We start from the raw sequence: 17,974 nt of genomic DNA, 5'->3' as shown, positions 1-17,974 counted from the left end.
GCACGGCTTCTCATCAGGCCGGCCGTGAGGTGCCAGCCAATAAAAAAGCGAGCCTTGGCTCGCTTTTTTTGCAATCACATCAAGGGGTCAACTTAGTTGACGCGACGCTTGAATTCACCGGTACGGGTGTCGATTTCGATCTTGTCACCGATCTCCACGAAGGCGGCAACGGCCAGCTCGTAGGAGGTGCCCTTCAGGCGGGCAGGCTTGGTCACTTTACCGGAGGTGTCGCCACGGGCGGCCGGCTCGGTGTACTCGACTTCACGCACGATGGTGGTCGGCAGTTCTACGGAGATGGCTTTCTCGTTGTAGAAAGTCACTTCGCAGAGGTCTTCCATGCCGTCTACCAGGTAGTTCAGGGCATCACCCAGGTTGTCTTTCTCGACGTCGTACTGGTTGTACTCGGTGTCCATGAAGACATACAGCGGGTCGGAGTAGTAGGAGTAGGTGCACTCTTTACGCTCCAGCTGAACGACTTCCAGCTTGTCGTCGGCCTTGAAGACGGTCTCGGTGGCGCTGCCGTTCAGCAGACCCTTCAGCTTCATCTTGACCACGGCGGAGTTACGGCCGGATTTGTTGAATTCAGCCTTCTGGACCACCATCGGCTCGGTGCCGATCATGACTACGTTACCAGCGCGGATTTCCTGTGCGGTTTTCATGTAAAAAATTCCTGTTCGTGAAACGGACGGATAAAAACTGCCAGATTATATACGGCTTTCTAAAAATTTCACCAACCTCGTGACGAGATCCCCGTCCGCCAGCAGCCTCTGTGGCCAGGTGCGCCCATGTTGCTGCCATATGGCCGCGTATTGCGGCCATTGTGCCCAGAGTTCACCCGTATGCTCCCCCCGGTTGAGGGCATGGTTGAAGCGGCGCAGCCACTGACCGGCCGGCGCTGGCAAGGGGGAGAGGTAGTGGTCGAGAAAACCGTCCAGCTTGACCATGTGGGCATCCTCTTCCTGCTGGTAGATATGCCAGAGGAAGGGGCGCCCCGCCCACTGGGCCCGCACGAAGGAGTCCTCCCCGCGCACCAGGTTGAGATCGCAGCTCCACAGCAGGCGATCGTAGCCCCTCTGATCGGTCATCGGCAGCAGCTTGATGGTGAGGTTGCCCGCCTGGAGCAGATCTCCGGCCCGGGCACCGGGAATGGCCGCTGCCAGCCCTGCGCCGATAAGCACGTCGTCGAGGGAGCGCCCCAGCGGCAGCAGCAGGGTGACGGGGGTGACGCTCTGGCGCCAGCCCTCGACCAGGCTCCTGAGCGCCTCGCTCTCGTAGGTAAAGAGGCTGACCCGCAGCTCGTCTTCTCGTTGGGGTGGCAGGCCGAGGCTGGCCCAGTAGGCGGCCAGTCCCGCTTCATCCTGCTGCCAGCGCTCGCGCTCGACGATGAGGCCGTGCTCGCACAGCAAGCCGCCGGTTCTGGCGGTGAAACCCGGGAAGAAGAAGTACTTGTCGAGGCGCCGGCTGCCGACCTGCTGGGGCGAGGCGAGGCCATGGCAATCCTCGACCCAGCTCTCGGCCGAGAGGTATTCGAGGTTGATCCAGCAGGGGGGCGTGGTCTGCTCGGCCATGCGTTCGATAAAGGGGGCGGGCAGCTCGCAGGCAAACGCCTCGATGACGACCCTGGCCGGGGTCATGTCGGCGGGGAGGCGCTCGTGCCAGTGCTGGACATAGATGCCATCGACCCACTGACCGTCCTGTGCGGGGTCGAGCGCCGGGCAGATGCGGGCGAAGCTAGCCAGATCGTCCACCCAGAGCCGCACCTGCACCTCACTCTTCTGCGCCGGGAGCGCGCCTTCCTGTTTGAGCTGGCGGGCGAGTCGCCAGGTGACGCCGATGTCACCGAAGTTGTCGACGACGCAGCAGAAGATGTCCCAGTCGAACGGGGGGAGAGGGCTTGTCATGGCGCGGGATCCCAGATGCAAAAAAACCGGTGCGCAGGGTAGCACACCGGTTGGCTGGCTTCTAACGGTCGGCTCGGGGCCGAAGGAGGAACTTACTCCTTGCCGTAGACGTTGTTCTCCTGCTCGCGCACCCGGATGAAGGTGGTGCGTTTGGTGAGCTCTTTCAACTGGCTGGCACCCACATAGGTGCAGGTGGATCGCACCCCGCCCAGGATGTCGCGCACCGTGTTCTCCACCGGGCCGCGGTAGGGCAGCAGCACGGTTTTGCCTTCGGAGGCGCGATACTCGGCGACGCCGCCGGCGTGCTTGTCCATGGCGCTGGCCGAGCTCATGCCGTAGAACTTCATGAAGGGCTCGCCATCGACCTCGACGATTTCACCGCCGCACTCTTCGTGAGCGGCCAGCATGCCTCCCAGCATCACGAAGTCGGCGCCGCCGCCGAAGGCTTTGGCCACATCCCCCGGGCAGGTGCAGCCGCCGTCACCGACGATCTGGCCACCCAGGCCGTGGGCCGCATCGGCACACTCGATGATGGCGGAGAGCTGCGGGTAGCCGACCCCGGTCTTGACCCGGGTGGTGCAGACCGAGCCCGGGCCTATGCCCACCTTGACGATGTCGGCGCCGGAGAGGATCAGCTCCTCCACCATCTCGCCGGTCACCACGTTGCCCGCCAGGATGACGTGGTTCGGGCAGGCCTCGCGGATCTTGCGCAAAAACTCGACGAAGTGCTGGGAGTAGCCGTTGGCCACGTCCACGCAGATGAAGCGCAGGGCGCTGGACATCGCGAGGATCTGGCGTGTCTTGGTGAAGTCCTCCTCCGAGGTGCCGGTAGAGACCATCACATGGCCCAGCAGGGCCGGGTCGGTCTCATTGACGAAGGTTTGCCACTGCGCAAGGCTGTAGTGCTTGTGCACCGCCGTCATCATCTCGAAGCTGGCCAGGGTACGCGCCATGGCGAAGCTGCCGACGGTATCCATGTTGGCGGCGATGACGGGCACGCCCTGCCATTGGGTCTGGGTGTGCTTGAAGGTGAACTGGCGGGTCAGGCTGACTTGGGAACGGCTCTTGAGAGTAGAGCGCTTGGGGCGAAACAGGACATCCTTGAAACCGAGCTTCAAGTCTTCTTCGATACGCATTGCGAATTCCTTATTGAGCCTTGTGTGAGAGGTCACTTTGCAGTGGCAACTTTTCGGCAGGCGCAAAAAAACCGGTGGTTTTCAGGCCCTCCGGTTTACAGCAGTGTAGGCAAAAATCCCGTCAGAACAAGACTGATAATTCACGCACCGCTGTGGTAGCCTTTGGCGTCACAACCTGAGGATGGCCGCCAGCGTCATCCAGCACCCTGTTCTCCCCTCGTTTTCCTGCTGCATTCCCCACTCACGCGCCGTGCCCGGCATGGATTGTCGCCTGTTGGCACCGCGTCCAGAGCCCGCTCCCCTGCACGCCAGAATCCGGTTGACCCGGCAGTTGGCTGTGATACATCTGGGCGCAAGACTGACAAGGCGAGAGAGCAAAATGGGCAAGAGAATGGTGGCGGCGGCCATGATGTGGGCGCTGTGCGGCAGCGCGATGGCGGCCCAGACCAGCTATGGCTGGATCGAGAAGGGGGTGCTGATGCCCTACGGAGTGGCGGTCAAGATGAAGCTCGATACCGGTGCCCTCACTTCGTCGCTGGATGCCCGCGACCTGAAGCATTTCAAGAAGGATGGCAAGCCCTGGGTGCGCTTCAACCTGGTGCTGACCGATGCCAATACCGACAAGGTGGTGCGCCGGAGCGTGGAGCGACCTGTGGAGCGCAGCGTGACGGTGCGCGGGGCGGGCGGCATGGAGCAGCGCCCGACGGTGACCATGTCCGTCTGCGTCGGGGACCAGGTCTACAAGGAGTGGTTCACCCTGCGGGATCGCAGCAAGATGATCTACCCGGTGCTGCTGGGGCGCCGTCTGCTGGCGGAGCTGGGACCGGTGGATTCGAGCCGGACCTTCACTGTACAGCCCACCTGCGACTAGGGTGGTGCAGCCATGAAAAACGGGGGCCTGGCCCCCGTTTTTCATGGCGTGCGCAAAGGCTGACCCCTCATGCCTGGCGAGAGGCGGGCAGCAGCACGCTCACTTCGAGCCCCCCTTCAGGCCGGTTGTGAATGTCGAGATCCGCTCCGTGAAGCTGGGCGATGCGCGAGACGATGGCCATGCCAAGGCCCACGCCATCCCCCTGCTGGGGATTGACCCGGAAGAAGCGCTCGCACAACCGGGAGAGGGCGGCGGTGGGGATGCCGGGGCCGTTGTCCCGCACATCCACTCGGATCCGGTTGCCCACCAGGCTCACCACCACGGCGACCTCGCCGCCCACCTGGGTGTAGCGCAGCGCATTGTCGATGAGGTTGCCGAACATCAGCTCCAGCAACATCGCCTGTCCCATTACCTGCACCTGTTCGGCGCCCTCCAGGGACAGCTGCTGATCCTTTTTCAGGGCGATGGGGGCCAGGGTCGCCAGGGTGCCCTGCAACAGGGGGAACAAGGGAAGGGCGGTGAGGGCCGGGCTCTGCTGGTTGTCGATGCGGGCCTGGGTCAGCAACTGGCGGATCAGCCGATCGCTGCGATCGAGGGCCAAGAGCATCTTGCGCAGTGCCTGCTCCCGGCTCTGATCATCCTCGGCCGTCATGGCGTTCTCGCTGTGGATGCGCAGTACCGCGAGGGGGGTGCGCAGCTCGTGGGCGGCCTCGTTGGTGAACTGTTTCTCCCGATCCAGAGTGTCAGCGAGGGCGTGCATCAGCCGGTTGATCTCCCCCACCAGCGGCGTCAGCTCCTCGGCCTTGATGGCGAGATTGAGGGGGCTCAGGTTGGCGGGATGACGCTCGCCGATGGCTTGCGCCAGCTGGTGCAGCGGTGACAGCCCCCGGGTGATCAGCCACCACAGCAGACCGAGCAGGAAGGGCAGGGTGATGAAGAGGGGCAGCATGGTGAGGGTGGCCATCTTGCTGGCCAGCTCGCTGCGTTCGTCATCCCGCTCCGCCACGATGAGCCAGGTCTGTTCACCTTCGTTGTAGAGGGTAAAGGTGCGCCACTCGTGGTGATCCTTGGTCTCGCTGTTGAAGCCCCGCTCCAGGGTGGTCAACGGTTGGGCCGGGGCATTGGGCGAGCGCAGCAGCACGGCGCCCTGCTCGCTCAGCAACTGGAAGTAGAGGTTGTGTTCGAATTCATGGCCATAGGGGGTGAACTCGTTGTCCTGGCCGAACTGGAAGAAGCCGCCCTTCTCGATGTGGGGCGTCTCGGGGACGGCCTGCACCCACTCCTGGTACACGGTGCCGTTGCGCGGCAGCTCGCCGCTCTGCTTGAGATAGCGGCTGAGCAACTGGTTGGTGATGCGGGCGGACTGGGCGAGACGGGCATCAAACAGCTCTTCCATCTCGTGGTTGGCCTGCAGGTAGCCGATAAGGCCGCTGATGGCGAGGCTGAGGCTGACCAGGGCCAGGATGCCGGAGAGCAGGAAACGGCGGATGGAACGGACACGGCTCATGGGGCGGAGGCTCCTCTTGCGCCCTGGACGTCGAGCTGGGGCACGATGTAACCGACGCCGCGAATGTTGCGGATGAGCTCGGGGAAGAATTTCTTGCGCAGGTGGTGAATGTGCACCTCCACCGCGTTGCTCTCTGCCCCCTCGTCCCAGCCGTAGAGGCTCTGTTGCAGTTGATCCCGGCTCAATACCCGGCCGCTCTGGGTGATGAGCTCCTGCAACAGCTTGTACTCGTGGGGGGTGAGCTTGACCGGCTCGCCCCGATAGGTGACCTGTTGTGACGCGGGGAAGAGCTGCAGCTCCCCGTACTCCAGCACCGCCTGGGCCTGCCCCTTGCTGCGCCGCACCAGGGCGCGCAGCCGGGCGTTGAGCTCCTGCAGGGCGAAGGGTTTGACCATGTAGTCGTCGGAGCCTGCATCCAGCCCCAGTACCCGGTCGTCCAGGGCATCACGGGCGGTCAGGATGAGCACAGGCAGGGTCTGCCCCTCCCGGCGCAACTTGCGCAGCAGGCTGATGCCGTCGATGTCCGGCAGGTTGAGATCCAGGACAAGGGCGGCAAACTCCTCGCTCTTGAGCGCCGAGAGGGCCGGCATCCCCTGCTGGAGCCAGTCCACCGTGTAGCCGCTGCTGCGCAGGGCATCCACCATGCCGTCTCCCAGCATCACATCATCTTCCACCAACAGGATCCGCATTGTTCTCTCCCTCAAACGACACTGCCCACCAGTATGCAAGCTGGTGGGCAGAGTTGAAATAGCGCACTGTGCTGCTTGTGTTTACAGCTTGGCGAGACGCTCGCGAATTTCCATTCTGCGGCCCTCGTCCGCCACCTCGCGGCCAGGGCGGGCCGGGGCGGCCAGGGCCTTGTCCAGATAGACCTTCGCCTGTGCCTTGTCACCCTGATCCAGCAGGAAGTCGCCGTAGAAGAAGTTGGGGTCGATGCCGGTGGGATTGATGGCCAGCGCCTGCTTGAGCAGCTTCTCCGCCTTCTCGTCGTCACCAAAGCCCACCGGCCAGCCCGGCACCTGGTAGTAGAGGGAGCCCAGGCTGGTGTAGGCCGAGCCTTCCAGCGCCTTGGGATCCTGCTTGATGGCGATCTCGAGCTTGGCCTTGGCCTCCTTCACCAGGCCAAGGGCGCCGAGGCCGCCCTTGGCCCCCGCCCAGGTGCTCTTGACGATGGCGGACCAGATCAGCAGATCGGTGCGAAATGCCTCCTTGGCGCTCGCCTCATCGGCCTTGGCACTCAGGCTCTCCAGGCAGCTCTCCTTGGCTTTTCCGGTCTGCTGGTACTGGCAGTGGGCCCACTCCTGCTGAATGGTGGGCAGGGCATCGGCGGCCTGGGCCAGACCGCTTGCCAGCAGGCCTCCCAGGGCGAGCAACAGGGGGCCGTGACCAAATCGGGGACGGAAAGTGGCGTGCTTCATCTCAATGTTCCTTCTCGTTTGTCGCACAGGCGGGATCGCTCCTGTGATCGGGGGCTGGGGAGGCGGTGCGGCGGGCGTGGCGCTCGATGATCGGGCGCTGCTTGGCCAGGGCCATGTCCACCAAGGCGGGCAGCAGGCCGTTGAGCCGCACAAAAAGCTTTTCCGGCCAGCCGAGCCAGCGGCGGCGCGTTTCGTTGCACAGGGCGATGACGGCCTCCTCGGCCACGTCCTGTGGGCTGTCGGTCCGGGTGCCGAGCTCGGCATTCATGGCATAGGCCGCCTCGGAATTGAGGTGGGTGCGGGTGGCACGGGGGGCAAAGTGCAGCACCTTGATGCCGGTTCCCTCCAGCTCCCTCCCCAGAGACTCGCTGAAGCCGCGCATGGCGAACTTGCTGGCGCAATAGACGCTGTAGCCGGCAAAACCGATGGCCCCGAGGCTGGAGCCGATGTTCATGATGATGGCGGGCTTGCGCAGCCGGGGCAGCAGGGCCCGGGTGAGCTGGATGGGCGCCTCGACGTTGAGCAGCAACTGGCGTGTCACCTGCTCGCTGCTCTGATCCTCCAGCCAGGCGAACTGGTTGCAGCCTGCACTGTTGATGAGCACGTCCAGCCCCTCGTCCAGGGCCGGATGTTGCAGCAGCTGCGCCCGTTCATGGGGAGAGCCGAGATCGGCCGTCACCGTCTGGTGGCGATCCGGATGAGGCAGCTCCCGGCGCAGGCGCTCCAGGGCGCTGGCCCGACGACCGTGCAGCAGCAGATGGGCACCCTGGGCCGCCAGTTCATGGGCCAGGGCTTCACCAATGCCGCCACTGGCGCCAGTCAGCAGTATGCGTTTGCCTTCAAGCTTCATTGGCAGGATCCCGTGAGCTGATAGAGCATGTCGCCATAGAGGCGGTAGACCACCTTGGCGGCGTGAATGATGGCGGCCTGATCGGCGGCATCTTCCACCCGGTTCATCAGGGATTCGAAGAATTTGAGGTGCTCCTGGTCCAGGGCCCCGTGGGAGCTCAGGTAGCTCATGGCTTGAGGTGGCAGACCCAGACCGCTCTTGAGCTGGTCGGCGACGGTCAGGGCGATGGCGACGCTGGTGCCTTCCAGCACCTGCACCATGCCGAAGAAGCCCATGGGGTTGCCGCGCTGGATCTGATCGTAGAGGAAGGCCACCAGCAGCTCGATGGGCAGGCCCGGCTGGCCGTGGCGCACCGCCTCGGCATCACCGCCGCAGGCACGGATGTCGTTCAGGATCCACTCCTGATGGCCGTACTCCTCGTCGATGTACTCCCTGATGGCGCCTCGCACCCATTCGTACTCCTGCCCCAGTTTGCCGCCGGTGGCCATCAGGAGCGGCACCGTGTGGCGCACGTGGTAGTAGGCCTGTGCCAGGAAGGCGAGGTAGGTGTCACGGCTGATGTCGCCGCGGCGGCAGGCCTCGATGATGGGGGCGTTGAACAGGCGTTCGCGTTCGCAGGTGGTGGCTTGTTGCAGGGTCTGGTAGAAGCTCATGAGGTCTCTCCTGTGAGGCATTGGCTGATCTGCCGGGAAAAATGGTGATAAATCTCGTTGCGACGGGGGCGCCCGTTGGCCGTCAGGAGGCCAGGGAGCTGATCCAGGGCGACCGGCAACCAGTGATGGATGCGGGCGTAATCGGGCAACTGCTGGTTGAGCCGGGCAATCTGCTCTGGCAATTGGGACTGGCTGCCCGGCAGCGGCTGGATAAGGGCCACGTTGGCGGGCTGACCATCACCGAAGATGACGATGCGGGCGATGGCCGGGCAGAGCTGGGCCTGGGCTTCCACCCACTCCGGGGAGAAATTGCGGCCAAAGGCGGTGATCTGCACGTTCTTCTTGCGCCCTGTGATATGGAGATAGCCCTCCTCGTCGATCCGACCCAGATCCCCTGTGGCGATCTGGCTGCCCGTCTCGCCCTCTTCCCCCAGGTAGCCCAGCATGGCGCTGCCGCTGACCATGACTTCGCCGTCTGCGGCGATCGTCACCTGGCAGTGGGGCAGAGGCAGGCCGACGCTGCCGGGACGATCCCCGTGGGGGCCGTTCAGGGCGACCACGGAGCCGCATTCGGAGAGACCGTATCCCTCGTAGACCGGCAGCCCCGCCGCACGGGCGTGAGCGATGAGTTCGGGGGCGACCTTGCCGCCGCCCACGGCGACGAAGCGCAGGGTGCCGAGCTGTGTCGCCAGGGCAGGGGTATTGAGGCACAGGGCCAGCAGCAGGCGCAGCAACTCGGGTACCAGCACCAGGCTGTGGCTGGGCCAGCGCAGCAGTGCCTGGGCCAGGGCTGCAGGATCCAGCTTGCTGGAGCCCGAGAAGCCGAGTTCCCCCAGGGAGGGGATGCGGCTGCAGGCGCCGGTCAGCAGCGGTACATACAAGCCGGTCAGGTTCTCCAGCAAGGTGGTGAGGGGCAGCAGGGTCAGGTGCTTCTCAACCCGGGCAGGGGCCACCCGCAGGGCAAGGGATCCGCAGACCGCCGTCATCTGTTCCAGCGACAGGCAGACGCCCTTGGGTTGCCCCGTGGTGCCAGAGGTATAGGTGATCTTGGCGGTGCCCGCTGGCAGCTCGGGGAGGCGGGCCGGGATGCGGCGCCACAGGGGCACGGCCTGCTCATCGGGCCTGCCTGCCATGAGCACGAGGGGCGAGCCGGCTTGCCACCCCTGGTGCTCCGGGCCGACCAGGGCGTCGGCTCCGCTGCTTTCAAGCAGCCACGTCTGCTGCGCCGGACTGAAGAAGTGGGGAACCGGGATGACCACGATGCCGGCCCAGGTGCAGGCGAGATCGATCAGCGCCCAGGGCAGGCCATTGTCGAGTTGCAGGGCCAGGCGGCGGATGCCGGCCCCTTGCAGCACTCCTGCCAGTTGCTGGATCTGCTGCCACAGGCTCTGGTAATCCAGCTCACCCTGGCTGCCTAGCAGTGCAGGCTGGAGCGGGGTCTGGCTGGCATGGTGGGCGATGGTGTCGAACAGCGTCATTGCGCGCACCTCCTGTCGATGTCGGCATGGTTAAAAAGGCGGGGCATGGGCCCCAGCAGGTTGAGCAGCAGGCTGCTCTGTGCGAGCACCTCGCGCCCCTGGTTGATGTCGCCTGCCATCACCTTGGGCTGGCAGCGGTAGTATTCGCCCCAGGCGCTGGCATCCTCTCCCACCTGATGGGCCTCTGCGAGTGCCAGCTCCACCGGGTTGAGACGCAGGCGGGTAAAGCTGTTGCGCAGCTTGGCAGTGCCGGTGAACACCACGTAGTCCAGGGCGTTGTCACACAGCAGACGGCACAGCGCGGCAAACATCAGGCGGGCGTGACCCGGTTCGCTGCAGGCAAGATTGCCCACTTCGATGATGCGGTGGCGGGCCGGACGTACCCCGAGACGGGTCTCGATGGCGGCCTCGACAGGCTGCTCCAGATATTGCTCCAGATAGAGAGGTTGCTCGTGCTCGCCATGGCAGGCCTGGTTAAGGCCGCAGGCACCGACCAGCACGCCATCTGCCCGGTAGAGCCCAAGCAGGCAGGGCAGGAAATGGGGAATGCGGGCGTTGAACTCGAGGGTATAGGCGGCCTGGATATAGGTTTGCAGCGCCATGACCTGCTGCGGGGATTCGGCCAGGATCAACCGGTAGGGGGCTTGGATCTCGATGGTCATGGTTGGCTCCTTCTCTTGCGATGGGATGAGAGTAAAAGGGCAAACTTAAGAAACCCTTAAGGCGCAAAAAAAGACGAAAAAAACTGGCGGGGGGTGAACGGGGGTCGATGGGGGCACCAGACAAAACAGTTGCCAGCAGCGGGCGTGGCAGGCAATCTGCCCCGCTGTCGCCACCCGAGGAGCTGCCATGTCATCCCCTGTTCACTGTCCCCTGTGTCTCTCCCCTCGGCACCATGCCCTGCCGGTGGCGGGCAAGGGCTATTACCGCTGCCTGGCGTGCGAGCTGGTCTGGATGGACGAGGCGGACCACCTGGACGAGGGGACCGAGAAGGCGGTCTATGACGGGCACGACAACCGGGTGGACGATCCCCGCTACCGGGCCTTTCTGATGCGTGCCTTTGGCGAGGTGCTGGCCCGGGTGTCGCCTCCTGCCAGCGGCCTCGATTTTGGCTGCGGCCCCGGGCCTGCCCTCATCGCCATGGGGCGGGAGGCGGGCTTCGAGATGGCGGGCTACGACAAGTTCTATGCCGACGACCCAGAGTGCCTGACAAGGCAATATGACTTCATCACCAGCACCGAGGTGATCGAGCACATCGCCACCCCCCGCGCCGTGCTGGACACGCTCTGGGGCTGCCTCAAGCCCGGCGGGGTGCTGGTGTTGCAGACCCAGCGGGTACTGGGGGACGATCGCTTCAAGACCTGGCGCTATCGCCACGATCCCACCCATATCGTCTTCTTCGCCGAGGCCTCGTTCCGTGCCCTGGCGGCCCGCTGGCAGGCAGAGGTCGAGTTTCCTCATGCCGATGTGGCGGTGTTCACCAAACCCTGAGCCGGGCGTTTTCATTTGGCCATGAGTTGGGCATGCTGGTGGCCTGATACCCAGGAACGGATGCCCCTATCTCCATGTCGATCCCCCACCTCTCATTGCAAGACGCTCGCCACCTGCAACTGGCGGCCCAGGGGCTGCTGACCCCGCGCCGCGCCAGAGCAACCCCCGCCGACCTGCTCGCCTGCATTCGCCGCATGGCGTTGCTGCAGATAGACACCATCTCCGTGGTGGCCCGCAGCCCCTATCTGGTGCTGTTCAGCCGTCTCGGCCACTACGATCCGCGCTGGCTGGAACAACTGCTGGCCGATGGTGACCTCTTCGAATACTGGGCTCATGAGGCCTGTTTCGTCCCCCGGGAAGATTACCGGCTGCTGCGCCATCGCATGCTGGATCCCGCCGCCATGGGCTGGAAGTTCTCCGCCCAGTGGCTCAAGACCCACGGCGGCGAGATAGCGCAGATAGTCGAGCGCATACGCCAGGATGGCCCGGTGCGGGCGGCAGACTTCGAGCGCAAGGGGGACAAGGGCAACGGCTGGTGGGACTGGAAGCCGGAGAAGCGCCACCTGGAGGTGCTGTTTACCGCAGGCCAGCTGATGGTGTGCGAACGGCGCAATTTCCAGCGGGTCTACGATCTCGCCGAGCGGGTCATGCCGGAGTGGAATGACGAGCGGGATCTGCCGAGTCCTGATCTCGCCCGGCGGGACATGGTGCGAGCCAGTTGCCGGGCGCTGGGGCTGGTCAAGACCGGCTGGGTGGCGGATTACTATCGCCTTAAACGGGGGAAATACGACGCCCTGCTCCACCAGCTGGCGGACGAGGGGGAGCTGTTGCCGGTACGAGTGGAGGGGTGGCAGCACGGAGCCTTCGTTCACGCCTCCCTGGCCGATGAGCTGGTCCGGGCCCAGGCGGGCACCCTCAAGGCGAGCCACACCGCCGTGCTCTCGCCCTTTGACCCGCTGGTGTGGGATCGCAAGCGGGCCAGCGAGTTGTTTGGCTTTGACTATCGCATCGAGTGCTATACCCCGGCCCCCAAGCGCCAGTACGGTTATTTCGTGCTGCCGTTGCTGCATCGCGGCAAGCTGGTGGGCAGGATGGACGCCAAGGCCCATCGCAAGGAGGGGGTGTTCGAGGTCAAGAGCCTCTATCTGGAAGACGGGGTCAGGGTGACCCGGACCCTGGCCCAGGATCTGGGCAAGGCCATCCAGAAGCTGGCGCAGTGGCACCAGACCCCGACCCTGCGCTACGGCGCCATCCCTGCGCCCTTGCTGGCTCAATGGCAGGAGGTGGCACGCTGAGGAAGGACGCCTACCCTCGCATCAAGCCGGGCAGCACCAGCGCAACGGCTGCGGCGATACGCGCGCGGATGTCGCTGCCCGGCGCCAGCAAGCCGAGCGCCATCTGGCGCAGCGGCTCCGCCATGGTCATCGCCAACAGCAGGTCGCTGGTTTGGGCGGCGTCCAGCTCCCGCAGCCAGCCCAGTTGCTGCTGGCGCTGCAGCCACGCTGCCAGCGTCGCTCTGCCACGGGCAATACCGTTCTCCTGATAGGCCGTCAGCAGGGCATCCCGCCCCGTGAACTCATGCTGCAGCAGCCGGAACATGCCCACCGCCGGTGCGCTCAGCACCTGATCTGCAATCGCCTGCAAGCCCTGCTCCAGCATCTCTCCCAGTGCCTCGGGGTGGGTTGCATCCTGCTCGAAGGCCGGCTGGAAGGCATCGGTCCAGCTGCGCACCGCCTGCGCTACCAGCTCGTCGCGATTGGCGGCGAAGCGGTAGAGGGTCTTCTTGGCAACCCCCGCCTCTTTGGCCACCGCATCCACGGTCGCAGCGCTGTAGCCTCCCTTGAGCAACAAGGTCAGCGTCGCCTCGGCGAGGGCGGCGCGAAGGTCGGCTTCCGGGGTGACCGGACGGCCTCGTGAGCGTGTTTCTTCATCGTTCTGGTGCGACATATGGGCTCCTGGAAAGCATTGACAGACCCAGCATACAGGCATAGCGTAATTTAAGAAACGAATTCCGTTTCCTAAATTTATCGGAGTCATATCATGCATCCTTCTGCCCTGTTTGCCCCCTGGGGCGTCAATGACATCAATGAGTTGCTCAGTCCGCAACCCCTTCGCCTGGAAATGGGTCTGACCCGCAGCACCGACGGCCTGCTGACGGTCGCCATCCGCACCGATCTGCACGGCTGCAAGGGGCGCATGCTGGATTGGTGGTTCACCTTCTTCGAGACGACCCAGCACATCAGGTGGTGGCACCCCCACGATCATGTCGAGCACCGGGGCTGGGATCATCACTGGAAAAAAGGGGAGCGCTTCGTGGGAGCCAGCATAGAGGCTGTGGAGTGGCTTGCCGAGCTGCCGCCGGTGGCAGCTCGCCTCAAGTTCCACGGCGCCGAAGAGGTGTTCGCCCCGCAATCGCTACAGGAGGCGCGGGAGACGCAGGCTCTCTCTGCCGCCATCTGCGCCCGTATCGGCTTTGGCGATGAGGTGGCGCTGGATGAGCAGGGGGCGCCGCTGGATGGCGAGATGCTGCACCTGGCGCGTGATACCCCATACGGCTGTGTGCTGCGCAGCCGCTTCCTGCTGGGCAAGGCCTGCACCAATCCGCTTGACGAGGTGCCGGACGAGATAGGCTTCAACCTGATGCGCCACTGCTACAGCGAGTTCAGTTATCTGGCGCAGTTTCTGCCGTCGCTCTACTACGCGGAAAACGGCCGTGAACCGGCTCCGCGACTCTGGTGACGGATGCCGAACGAGCGCGCAGGCCAGCTGCCGGGTGGAGATGAGCCGCGGAAGATGGTCATAAAAAAACCGGGCACTGGGCCCGGTTTGTCATGCAGTCAGGATGTGCTTACTGGAGCACCAGCACCATCAGCAGGCCGACGGTGATGGCGGACACCAGGAATGCGAAGCCATAGAACACATAGTGGTGCAGCTTGGTGGTGTGGATCCCCAAGTCATGCAGGCCGTGGTAGATGCGGTGCATGCCGTGCCAGACGGGCAGGGCGATGATCACCAGCAGGATGCAGGCACCCCACCAGGAGCTGGCGAATGCCAGCACGCGCTCGTAGCTCATGGTCTCCACGTCCATGATGCCCATGGGCACCAGCAGACCTGTGATGAGGACAATGACCGGCAGCAGCATGGCAACCACCATGCCACCCGCACCAAACAGACCCCAGTAAATTGGCTCGTCAGAACGTCTCATATTTTTTCCTCAAATCATGATTGAGTGATCGTGGCCAACGTTTCTGAGTGAGAGCCCGGTACCAAACAGACACCAATAACCGGGTTCGTCAGAACGTCTCATGGTTTTCTCCTCAGGCCACGATGATCAGGACAAGCAGGGATACCGCCGCCAGCGCCACATACTGGGCGATGACGATCGGCTTCTCCGGCACCAGGTCTTCGCCACGGAAGATGCGCATGGCTTTCGGTGCCAGTGCGAACCAGGTCTTGGCGTGGAACAGGCAGGCTGCCAGGGCGATGACGTGGAACAGGATGGCAATGGGGCTTTGCAGGGATTCCAGCCAGCCGTTGAATGCCTCCTGACCCTGTACCAGGCGCAGCAGACCCCACATCAGCACGACGGCGTAGATGGAGACGAAGATGCTGGTGCCTTCGCGGATCATGTAACCGGTGTAGAAGGCATTCTTCAGCCACCAGTCTTTTTTCATCTCGCGCACGTAGGGCTTACGTTTGCTCTCAGTGTTGTTCATGGTCTCACTCCTGGTCTCAATCCGGCTTGAACATGGCGATCATGTAGTCCTTGGCGCTCTCGACCTTGCCAAGCTGGATGGCGGCGGCCGGATCCACGCCCTTCGGGCACACTTCGGAGCAGTAGCCCACGAAGGTACAGCCCCAGACGCCCTCGTCCTGGCTGATGATCTTCATCCGCTCCCTGGATGCGCTGTCGCGGTTGTCGGCGTTGTAGCGATAGGCCAGTGCCAGGGCAGCCGGACCGGTGAACTTCTTGTTGATGCCATATTGCGGGCAGGCCGCGTAGCACAGACCGCAGTTGATGCACATGGAGAACTGGTGATACTTCGCCATGTCAGCCGGGGTCTGGGTGTACTCGCCATCGCACAGATTGCGCGGCTCGGACGGGATGATATAGGGCTTGATGCTCTCCAGCTTCTCGATGAAGTCGGACATGTCGACCACCAGATCGCGCTCGATGGGGAAGTTGTTGAGCGGTTCGATAGTCATCTTGCCCGGCAGGTAATCCCGCAGGAAGGTCTTGCAACCGAGTTTCGGAATGCCGTTGACCATCATGCCGCAGGAGCCGCAGATCGCCATCCGGCAGGACCAGCGGAAGCTCAAGGTGGAGTCCAGATGATCCTTGATGTATTGCAGCGCATCCAGCAGGGACATCTCTTTGAGGTAGGGCACCTGGAAGGTCTGCATCCAGGGCTCGTTATCCTGCTCGGGACGGTAGCGCAGGATTTCAATTTCGATCATCTCAGCCATTCTTCTTAGCCTCGTCTTGTTTCTCACCCTCGGAACCGTACACGCGCTTGGCCGGTTGGGATTTAGTGATCTTCACATCGGAATAGTCGATGGTCGGGGCCCCTTCGCCGTTGTAGAAGGAGAGAGTGTGCTTGAGGAAGTTGACGTCATCGCGCTCCTCGTAACCGTCCAGACGCTGGTGGGAACCGCGGGACTCTTTGCGGTTGATGGCGGAGTGCGCCATGGCTTCCGCCACGTCCAGCATGTAGCCCAGCTCGATGGCGTACAGCAGGTCGGTGTTGAAGACCGAGGACTTGTCGTTGATCTTGATCTTCTTGTAACGGGCTTTCAGCTCGTTGATCTTGTCGATGGTGCCCTGCATCAGCTCTTCGGTACGGTAGATACCGACACCGGCTTCCATGGACATGCCCAGTTCGTTGCGGATATCCGCCGGGTTTTCGGTGCCGTCGATGTCCAGCAGGGATAGGTGCTGCTTGATGAGCGCCTCGGCCTTGGCGACCAGCGCCTGGGTGTTGCCGTGTTGCTGGGTGGCGGCAAACTCGGCTGCCTGCTCACCGGCCACCTTGCCGAAGACCACGATCTCGGACAGGGAGTTGGAACCCAGACGGTTGGCGCCGTGCAGACCGACGGAGGCACATTCGCCAGCGGCATAGAGACCGGCCAGACGAGTGGCGCACTTGCCGTCGGTTTCGATGCCACCCATGGTGTAGTGGGCGGTCGGACGTACCGGAATCGGCTCTTTCACCGGATCCACACCCACGTAGGCCTTGGCCAGTTCGCAAATGAAGGGCAGACGCTCTTTCAGGTACTTCTCGCCAAGGTGGCGCAGGTCGAGGTGAACCACGTCGCCCATGGGGCCCTGGATAACGCGGCCTTTTTGCTGCTCCTGCCAGAAGGCCTGGGAGAGACGGTCGCGCGGACCCAGCTCCATGTGCTTGTTCTTCGGCTGGCCGACGGGGGTTTCCGGGCCCAGACCGTAATCTTGCAGGTAGCGATAGCCATCCTTGTTGAGCAGGATGCCACCCTCACCACGACAACCTTCGGTCATCAGGATGCCGGTGCCCGGCAGACCGGTCGGGTGATACTGGACGAACTCCATGTCCCGCAGCGGTACGCCGTGGCGGTAGGCCAGGGCCATGCCGTCACCGGTGACGATGCCACCGTTGGTGTTGTAGCGATAGACACGACCTGCGCCGCCGGTGGCCAGCACCACGGACTTGGCCTGGATGAAGCGGGTGATGCCGTTCTGGATGTCAAAGGTGACGACACCCTGGACACGGCCATCTTCCACGATGAGATCCAGACAGAAGTGCTCGTCGAAGCGCTTGATGGTCGGGTACTTGATGGAGGTCTGGAACAGGGTGTGCAGGATGTGGAAGCCGGACTTGTCGGCGGCGAACCAGGTGCGGGGGATCTTCATCCCGCCGAAACGGCGCACGTTGGCCTTGCCGTCCGGTTTGCGGCTCCAGGGGCAACCCCAGTGCTCCAGCTGGATCATCTCGTTGGTGGCGTTGTTGACGAAGTACTCGACCACGTCCTGCTCACACAACCAGTCACCACCGGAGACGGTGTCGTTGAAGTGGTTTTCCAGGGAGTCGTCATCACGAACGACGCCTGCGGCGCCACCTTCGGCGGCCACGGTGTGGCTGCGCATCGGATAGACCTTGGAAATCAGGGCGATCTCCAGCTCCGGGTGGGCTTCTGCAATGGCGATTGCGGCACGCAGGCCACCGCCACCGGCACCGATGATGGCAACATCGGTCTTGATAATATCCACATCTGCCTCCTTAGGGATAGATTTGCTGGGCACGATTTTGCTCTATGAAAAAAATTCAGGCTTGATGCAAGTCAAACTGCTTTGTTTTAGTGCTTGGCAACGGTGATTTTTATTACAACCACCCCATTCCTTGGATGAAAATGCCGTCATTATCGCCATCCATCAGTGATCTGGATCAGCCGTACTCGCTACTCTGGTGATTTTAACTCCAAGATTATACGTAGTTTTCTTTCAAAAAAATGAGAAATGCCTCTCTTTTTGGGTATTGCCCATAAAGTTTTTAAGTTTTTTATCAAAACAGTTTAATGATAACTATTATCACGATGACATATCGAGGTTAGGCATCAAAAAAGTAATGCGAATATAGCCATGACAGACTGGGCCCGTCTCCCACACATGGGCAAAAGGAGATGTCGATCACAGGG

Annotated in this window: 19 protein-coding genes; 4 read left to right on the top strand and 15 right to left on the bottom strand. The window is 63.0% G+C overall.

From position 1 onward, the window contains the following. Nucleotides 1–92 precede the first annotated feature (92 nt). From efp to AB5Y51_RS19695, 3 genes are all read right to left on the bottom strand, one after another. The gene (gene efp / locus AB5Y51_RS19705) at nucleotides 93–659 is read right to left on the bottom strand and encodes an elongation factor P (RefSeq protein WP_010673788.1); all 567 of its coding nucleotides are present in this window, start codon (nucleotides 657–659) and stop codon (nucleotides 93–95) included. A 45-nt stretch (nucleotides 660–704) separates the two neighbouring features. After that, entirely contained in the window at nucleotides 705–1,901 is a 1,197-nt protein-coding gene (gene earP, locus AB5Y51_RS19700; protein ID WP_266135834.1) for an elongation factor P maturation arginine rhamnosyltransferase EarP, read from the bottom strand. A gap of 92 nt (nucleotides 1,902–1,993) precedes the next feature. Then, complete coding sequence (locus tag AB5Y51_RS19695; protein WP_039041089.1) at nucleotides 1,994–3,037, bottom strand: GMP reductase; 1,044 nt, start codon at nucleotides 3,035–3,037, stop codon at nucleotides 1,994–1,996. A 391-nt stretch (nucleotides 3,038–3,428) separates the two neighbouring features. Between AB5Y51_RS19695 and AB5Y51_RS19690 the strand changes: the two genes are divergently transcribed. Next, on the top strand, nucleotides 3,429–3,908 hold the full coding sequence (locus tag AB5Y51_RS19690; RefSeq protein WP_041201491.1) for an ATP-dependent zinc protease: 480 nt from the start codon (nucleotides 3,429–3,431) through the stop codon (nucleotides 3,906–3,908). A 67-nt stretch (nucleotides 3,909–3,975) separates the two neighbouring features. Here AB5Y51_RS19690 and AB5Y51_RS19685 read toward each other — a convergent pair whose 3' ends face one another. The 7 genes from AB5Y51_RS19685 to AB5Y51_RS19655 form a co-directional block, all read right to left on the bottom strand. Beyond that, complete coding sequence (locus tag AB5Y51_RS19685; RefSeq protein WP_183148815.1) at nucleotides 3,976–5,415, bottom strand: ATP-binding protein; 1,440 nt, start codon at nucleotides 5,413–5,415, stop codon at nucleotides 3,976–3,978. After that, on the bottom strand, nucleotides 5,412–6,104 hold the full coding sequence (locus AB5Y51_RS19680; protein ID WP_041215642.1) for a response regulator: 693 nt from the start codon (nucleotides 6,102–6,104) through the stop codon (nucleotides 5,412–5,414). The genes AB5Y51_RS19685 and AB5Y51_RS19680 overlap by 4 nt, the downstream gene beginning before the upstream one ends. Before the next feature lie 81 nt (nucleotides 6,105–6,185). Further along, on the bottom strand, nucleotides 6,186–6,833 hold the full coding sequence (locus tag AB5Y51_RS19675) for a tetratricopeptide repeat protein (protein WP_182954757.1): 648 nt from the start codon (nucleotides 6,831–6,833) through the stop codon (nucleotides 6,186–6,188). A 1-nt stretch (nucleotide 6,834) separates the two neighbouring features. Then, nucleotides 6,835–7,683: an SDR family oxidoreductase gene (locus AB5Y51_RS19670; RefSeq protein ID WP_039039562.1), complete on the bottom strand. Its 849-nt coding sequence runs from the start codon at nucleotides 7,681–7,683 to the stop codon at nucleotides 6,835–6,837. Then, a complete protein-coding gene (locus AB5Y51_RS19665) occupies nucleotides 7,680–8,336 on the bottom strand; it encodes a TenA family transcriptional regulator (protein WP_368179037.1) in 657 nt (218 codons plus the stop codon). Before AB5Y51_RS19665 ends, AB5Y51_RS19670 begins: the two co-directional genes overlap by 4 nt. After that, a complete protein-coding gene (locus AB5Y51_RS19660; protein ID WP_368179035.1) occupies nucleotides 8,333–9,814 on the bottom strand; it encodes an AMP-binding protein in 1,482 nt (493 codons plus the stop codon). The genes AB5Y51_RS19665 and AB5Y51_RS19660 overlap by 4 nt, the downstream gene beginning before the upstream one ends. After that, the gene (locus tag AB5Y51_RS19655; protein WP_041215639.1) at nucleotides 9,811–10,476 is read right to left on the bottom strand and encodes a thermostable hemolysin; all 666 of its coding nucleotides are present in this window, start codon (nucleotides 10,474–10,476) and stop codon (nucleotides 9,811–9,813) included. Before AB5Y51_RS19655 ends, AB5Y51_RS19660 begins: the two co-directional genes overlap by 4 nt. A 187-nt stretch (nucleotides 10,477–10,663) precedes the next feature. Here AB5Y51_RS19655 and AB5Y51_RS19650 point away from each other — a divergent pair, with 187 nt between their 5' ends. Beyond that, entirely contained in the window at nucleotides 10,664–11,305 is a 642-nt protein-coding gene (locus tag AB5Y51_RS19650) for a class I SAM-dependent methyltransferase (RefSeq protein WP_368179033.1), read from the top strand. A gap of 74 nt (nucleotides 11,306–11,379) precedes the next feature. Beyond that, nucleotides 11,380–12,600 (top strand): winged helix-turn-helix domain-containing protein, encoded by a 1,221-nt coding sequence (locus AB5Y51_RS19645; protein WP_368179031.1) that lies wholly within the window; start codon nucleotides 11,380–11,382, stop codon nucleotides 12,598–12,600. 10 nt (nucleotides 12,601–12,610) lie between these two features. Here the strand turns inward: AB5Y51_RS19645 and AB5Y51_RS19640 are convergent, their stop codons facing one another. Next, nucleotides 12,611–13,252, bottom strand: a complete 642-nt coding sequence (locus tag AB5Y51_RS19640) for a TetR/AcrR family transcriptional regulator (protein ID WP_368179030.1) — start codon at nucleotides 13,250–13,252, stop codon at nucleotides 12,611–12,613. A gap of 93 nt (nucleotides 13,253–13,345) precedes the next feature. On the opposite strand from AB5Y51_RS19640, the gene AB5Y51_RS19635 reads away from it, so the two are divergent. Then, on the top strand, nucleotides 13,346–14,044 hold the full coding sequence (locus tag AB5Y51_RS19635; RefSeq protein WP_323881670.1) for a hydrolase: 699 nt from the start codon (nucleotides 13,346–13,348) through the stop codon (nucleotides 14,042–14,044). A 109-nt stretch (nucleotides 14,045–14,153) separates the two neighbouring features. Here the strand turns inward: AB5Y51_RS19635 and frdD are convergent, their stop codons facing one another. The 4 genes from frdD to frdA form a co-directional block, all read right to left on the bottom strand. Continuing rightward, the gene (gene frdD / locus AB5Y51_RS19630; protein ID WP_010673803.1) at nucleotides 14,154–14,510 is read right to left on the bottom strand and encodes a fumarate reductase subunit FrdD; all 357 of its coding nucleotides are present in this window, start codon (nucleotides 14,508–14,510) and stop codon (nucleotides 14,154–14,156) included. A 112-nt stretch (nucleotides 14,511–14,622) separates the two neighbouring features. Beyond that, nucleotides 14,623–15,021 carry a hypothetical protein gene (locus AB5Y51_RS19625; protein WP_010673804.1) on the bottom strand — a complete coding sequence of 133 codons (399 nt, stop codon included), beginning with the start codon at nucleotides 15,019–15,021 and terminating at the stop codon, nucleotides 14,623–14,625. Between the two features lie 16 nt (nucleotides 15,022–15,037). Further along, on the bottom strand, nucleotides 15,038–15,772 hold the full coding sequence (locus tag AB5Y51_RS19620) for a succinate dehydrogenase/fumarate reductase iron-sulfur subunit (RefSeq protein ID WP_010673805.1): 735 nt from the start codon (nucleotides 15,770–15,772) through the stop codon (nucleotides 15,038–15,040). Continuing rightward, nucleotides 15,765–17,549: a fumarate reductase (quinol) flavoprotein subunit gene (gene frdA / locus AB5Y51_RS19615; protein ID WP_010673806.1), complete on the bottom strand. Its 1,785-nt coding sequence runs from the start codon at nucleotides 17,547–17,549 to the stop codon at nucleotides 15,765–15,767. The genes AB5Y51_RS19620 and frdA overlap by 8 nt, the downstream gene beginning before the upstream one ends. Nucleotides 17,550–17,974 lie beyond the last annotated feature (425 nt).

It is taken from the genome of Aeromonas sp. R7-1 (assembly GCF_040908115.1).
Lineage (GTDB): Bacteria > Pseudomonadota > Gammaproteobacteria > Enterobacterales > Aeromonadaceae > Aeromonas > Aeromonas caviae.
Note: the sequence above shows the minus strand (reverse complement) of the source record. Positions and strands in the feature narration are given on the sequence as shown.

Bases quoted from the DNA above. Each gene is read 5' to 3' on its own strand.
- efp (WP_010673788.1), bottom strand. From the start codon at position 659: ATGAAAACCGCACAGGAAATCCGCGCTGGTAACGTAGTCATGATCGGC.
- earP (WP_266135834.1), bottom strand. From the start codon at position 1,901: ATGACAAGCCCTCTCCCCCCGTTCGACTGGGACATCTTCTGCTGCGTC.
- AB5Y51_RS19695 (WP_039041089.1), bottom strand. From the start codon at position 3,037: ATGCGTATCGAAGAAGACTTGAAGCTCGGTTTCAAGGATGTCCTGTTT.
- AB5Y51_RS19690 (WP_041201491.1), top strand. From the start codon at position 3,429: ATGGTGGCGGCGGCCATGATGTGGGCGCTGTGCGGCAGCGCGATGGCG.
- AB5Y51_RS19685 (WP_183148815.1), bottom strand. From the start codon at position 5,415: ATGAGCCGTGTCCGTTCCATCCGCCGTTTCCTGCTCTCCGGCATCCTG.
- AB5Y51_RS19680 (WP_041215642.1), bottom strand. From the start codon at position 6,104: ATGCGGATCCTGTTGGTGGAAGATGATGTGATGCTGGGAGACGGCATG.
- AB5Y51_RS19675 (WP_182954757.1), bottom strand. From the start codon at position 6,833: ATGAAGCACGCCACTTTCCGTCCCCGATTTGGTCACGGCCCCCTGTTG.
- AB5Y51_RS19670 (WP_039039562.1), bottom strand. From the start codon at position 7,683: ATGAAGCTTGAAGGCAAACGCATACTGCTGACTGGCGCCAGTGGCGGC.
- AB5Y51_RS19665 (WP_368179037.1), bottom strand. From the start codon at position 8,336: ATGAGCTTCTACCAGACCCTGCAACAAGCCACCACCTGCGAACGCGAA.
- AB5Y51_RS19660 (WP_368179035.1), bottom strand. From the start codon at position 9,814: ATGACGCTGTTCGACACCATCGCCCACCATGCCAGCCAGACCCCGCTC.
- AB5Y51_RS19655 (WP_041215639.1), bottom strand. From the start codon at position 10,476: ATGACCATCGAGATCCAAGCCCCCTACCGGTTGATCCTGGCCGAATCC.
- AB5Y51_RS19650 (WP_368179033.1), top strand. From the start codon at position 10,664: ATGTCATCCCCTGTTCACTGTCCCCTGTGTCTCTCCCCTCGGCACCAT.
- AB5Y51_RS19645 (WP_368179031.1), top strand. From the start codon at position 11,380: ATGTCGATCCCCCACCTCTCATTGCAAGACGCTCGCCACCTGCAACTG.
- AB5Y51_RS19640 (WP_368179030.1), bottom strand. From the start codon at position 13,252: ATGTCGCACCAGAACGATGAAGAAACACGCTCACGAGGCCGTCCGGTC.
- AB5Y51_RS19635 (WP_323881670.1), top strand. From the start codon at position 13,346: ATGCATCCTTCTGCCCTGTTTGCCCCCTGGGGCGTCAATGACATCAAT.
- frdD (WP_010673803.1), bottom strand. From the start codon at position 14,510: ATGAGACGTTCTGACGAGCCAATTTACTGGGGTCTGTTTGGTGCGGGT.
- AB5Y51_RS19625 (WP_010673804.1), bottom strand. From the start codon at position 15,021: ATGAACAACACTGAGAGCAAACGTAAGCCCTACGTGCGCGAGATGAAA.
- AB5Y51_RS19620 (WP_010673805.1), bottom strand. From the start codon at position 15,772: ATGGCTGAGATGATCGAAATTGAAATCCTGCGCTACCGTCCCGAGCAG.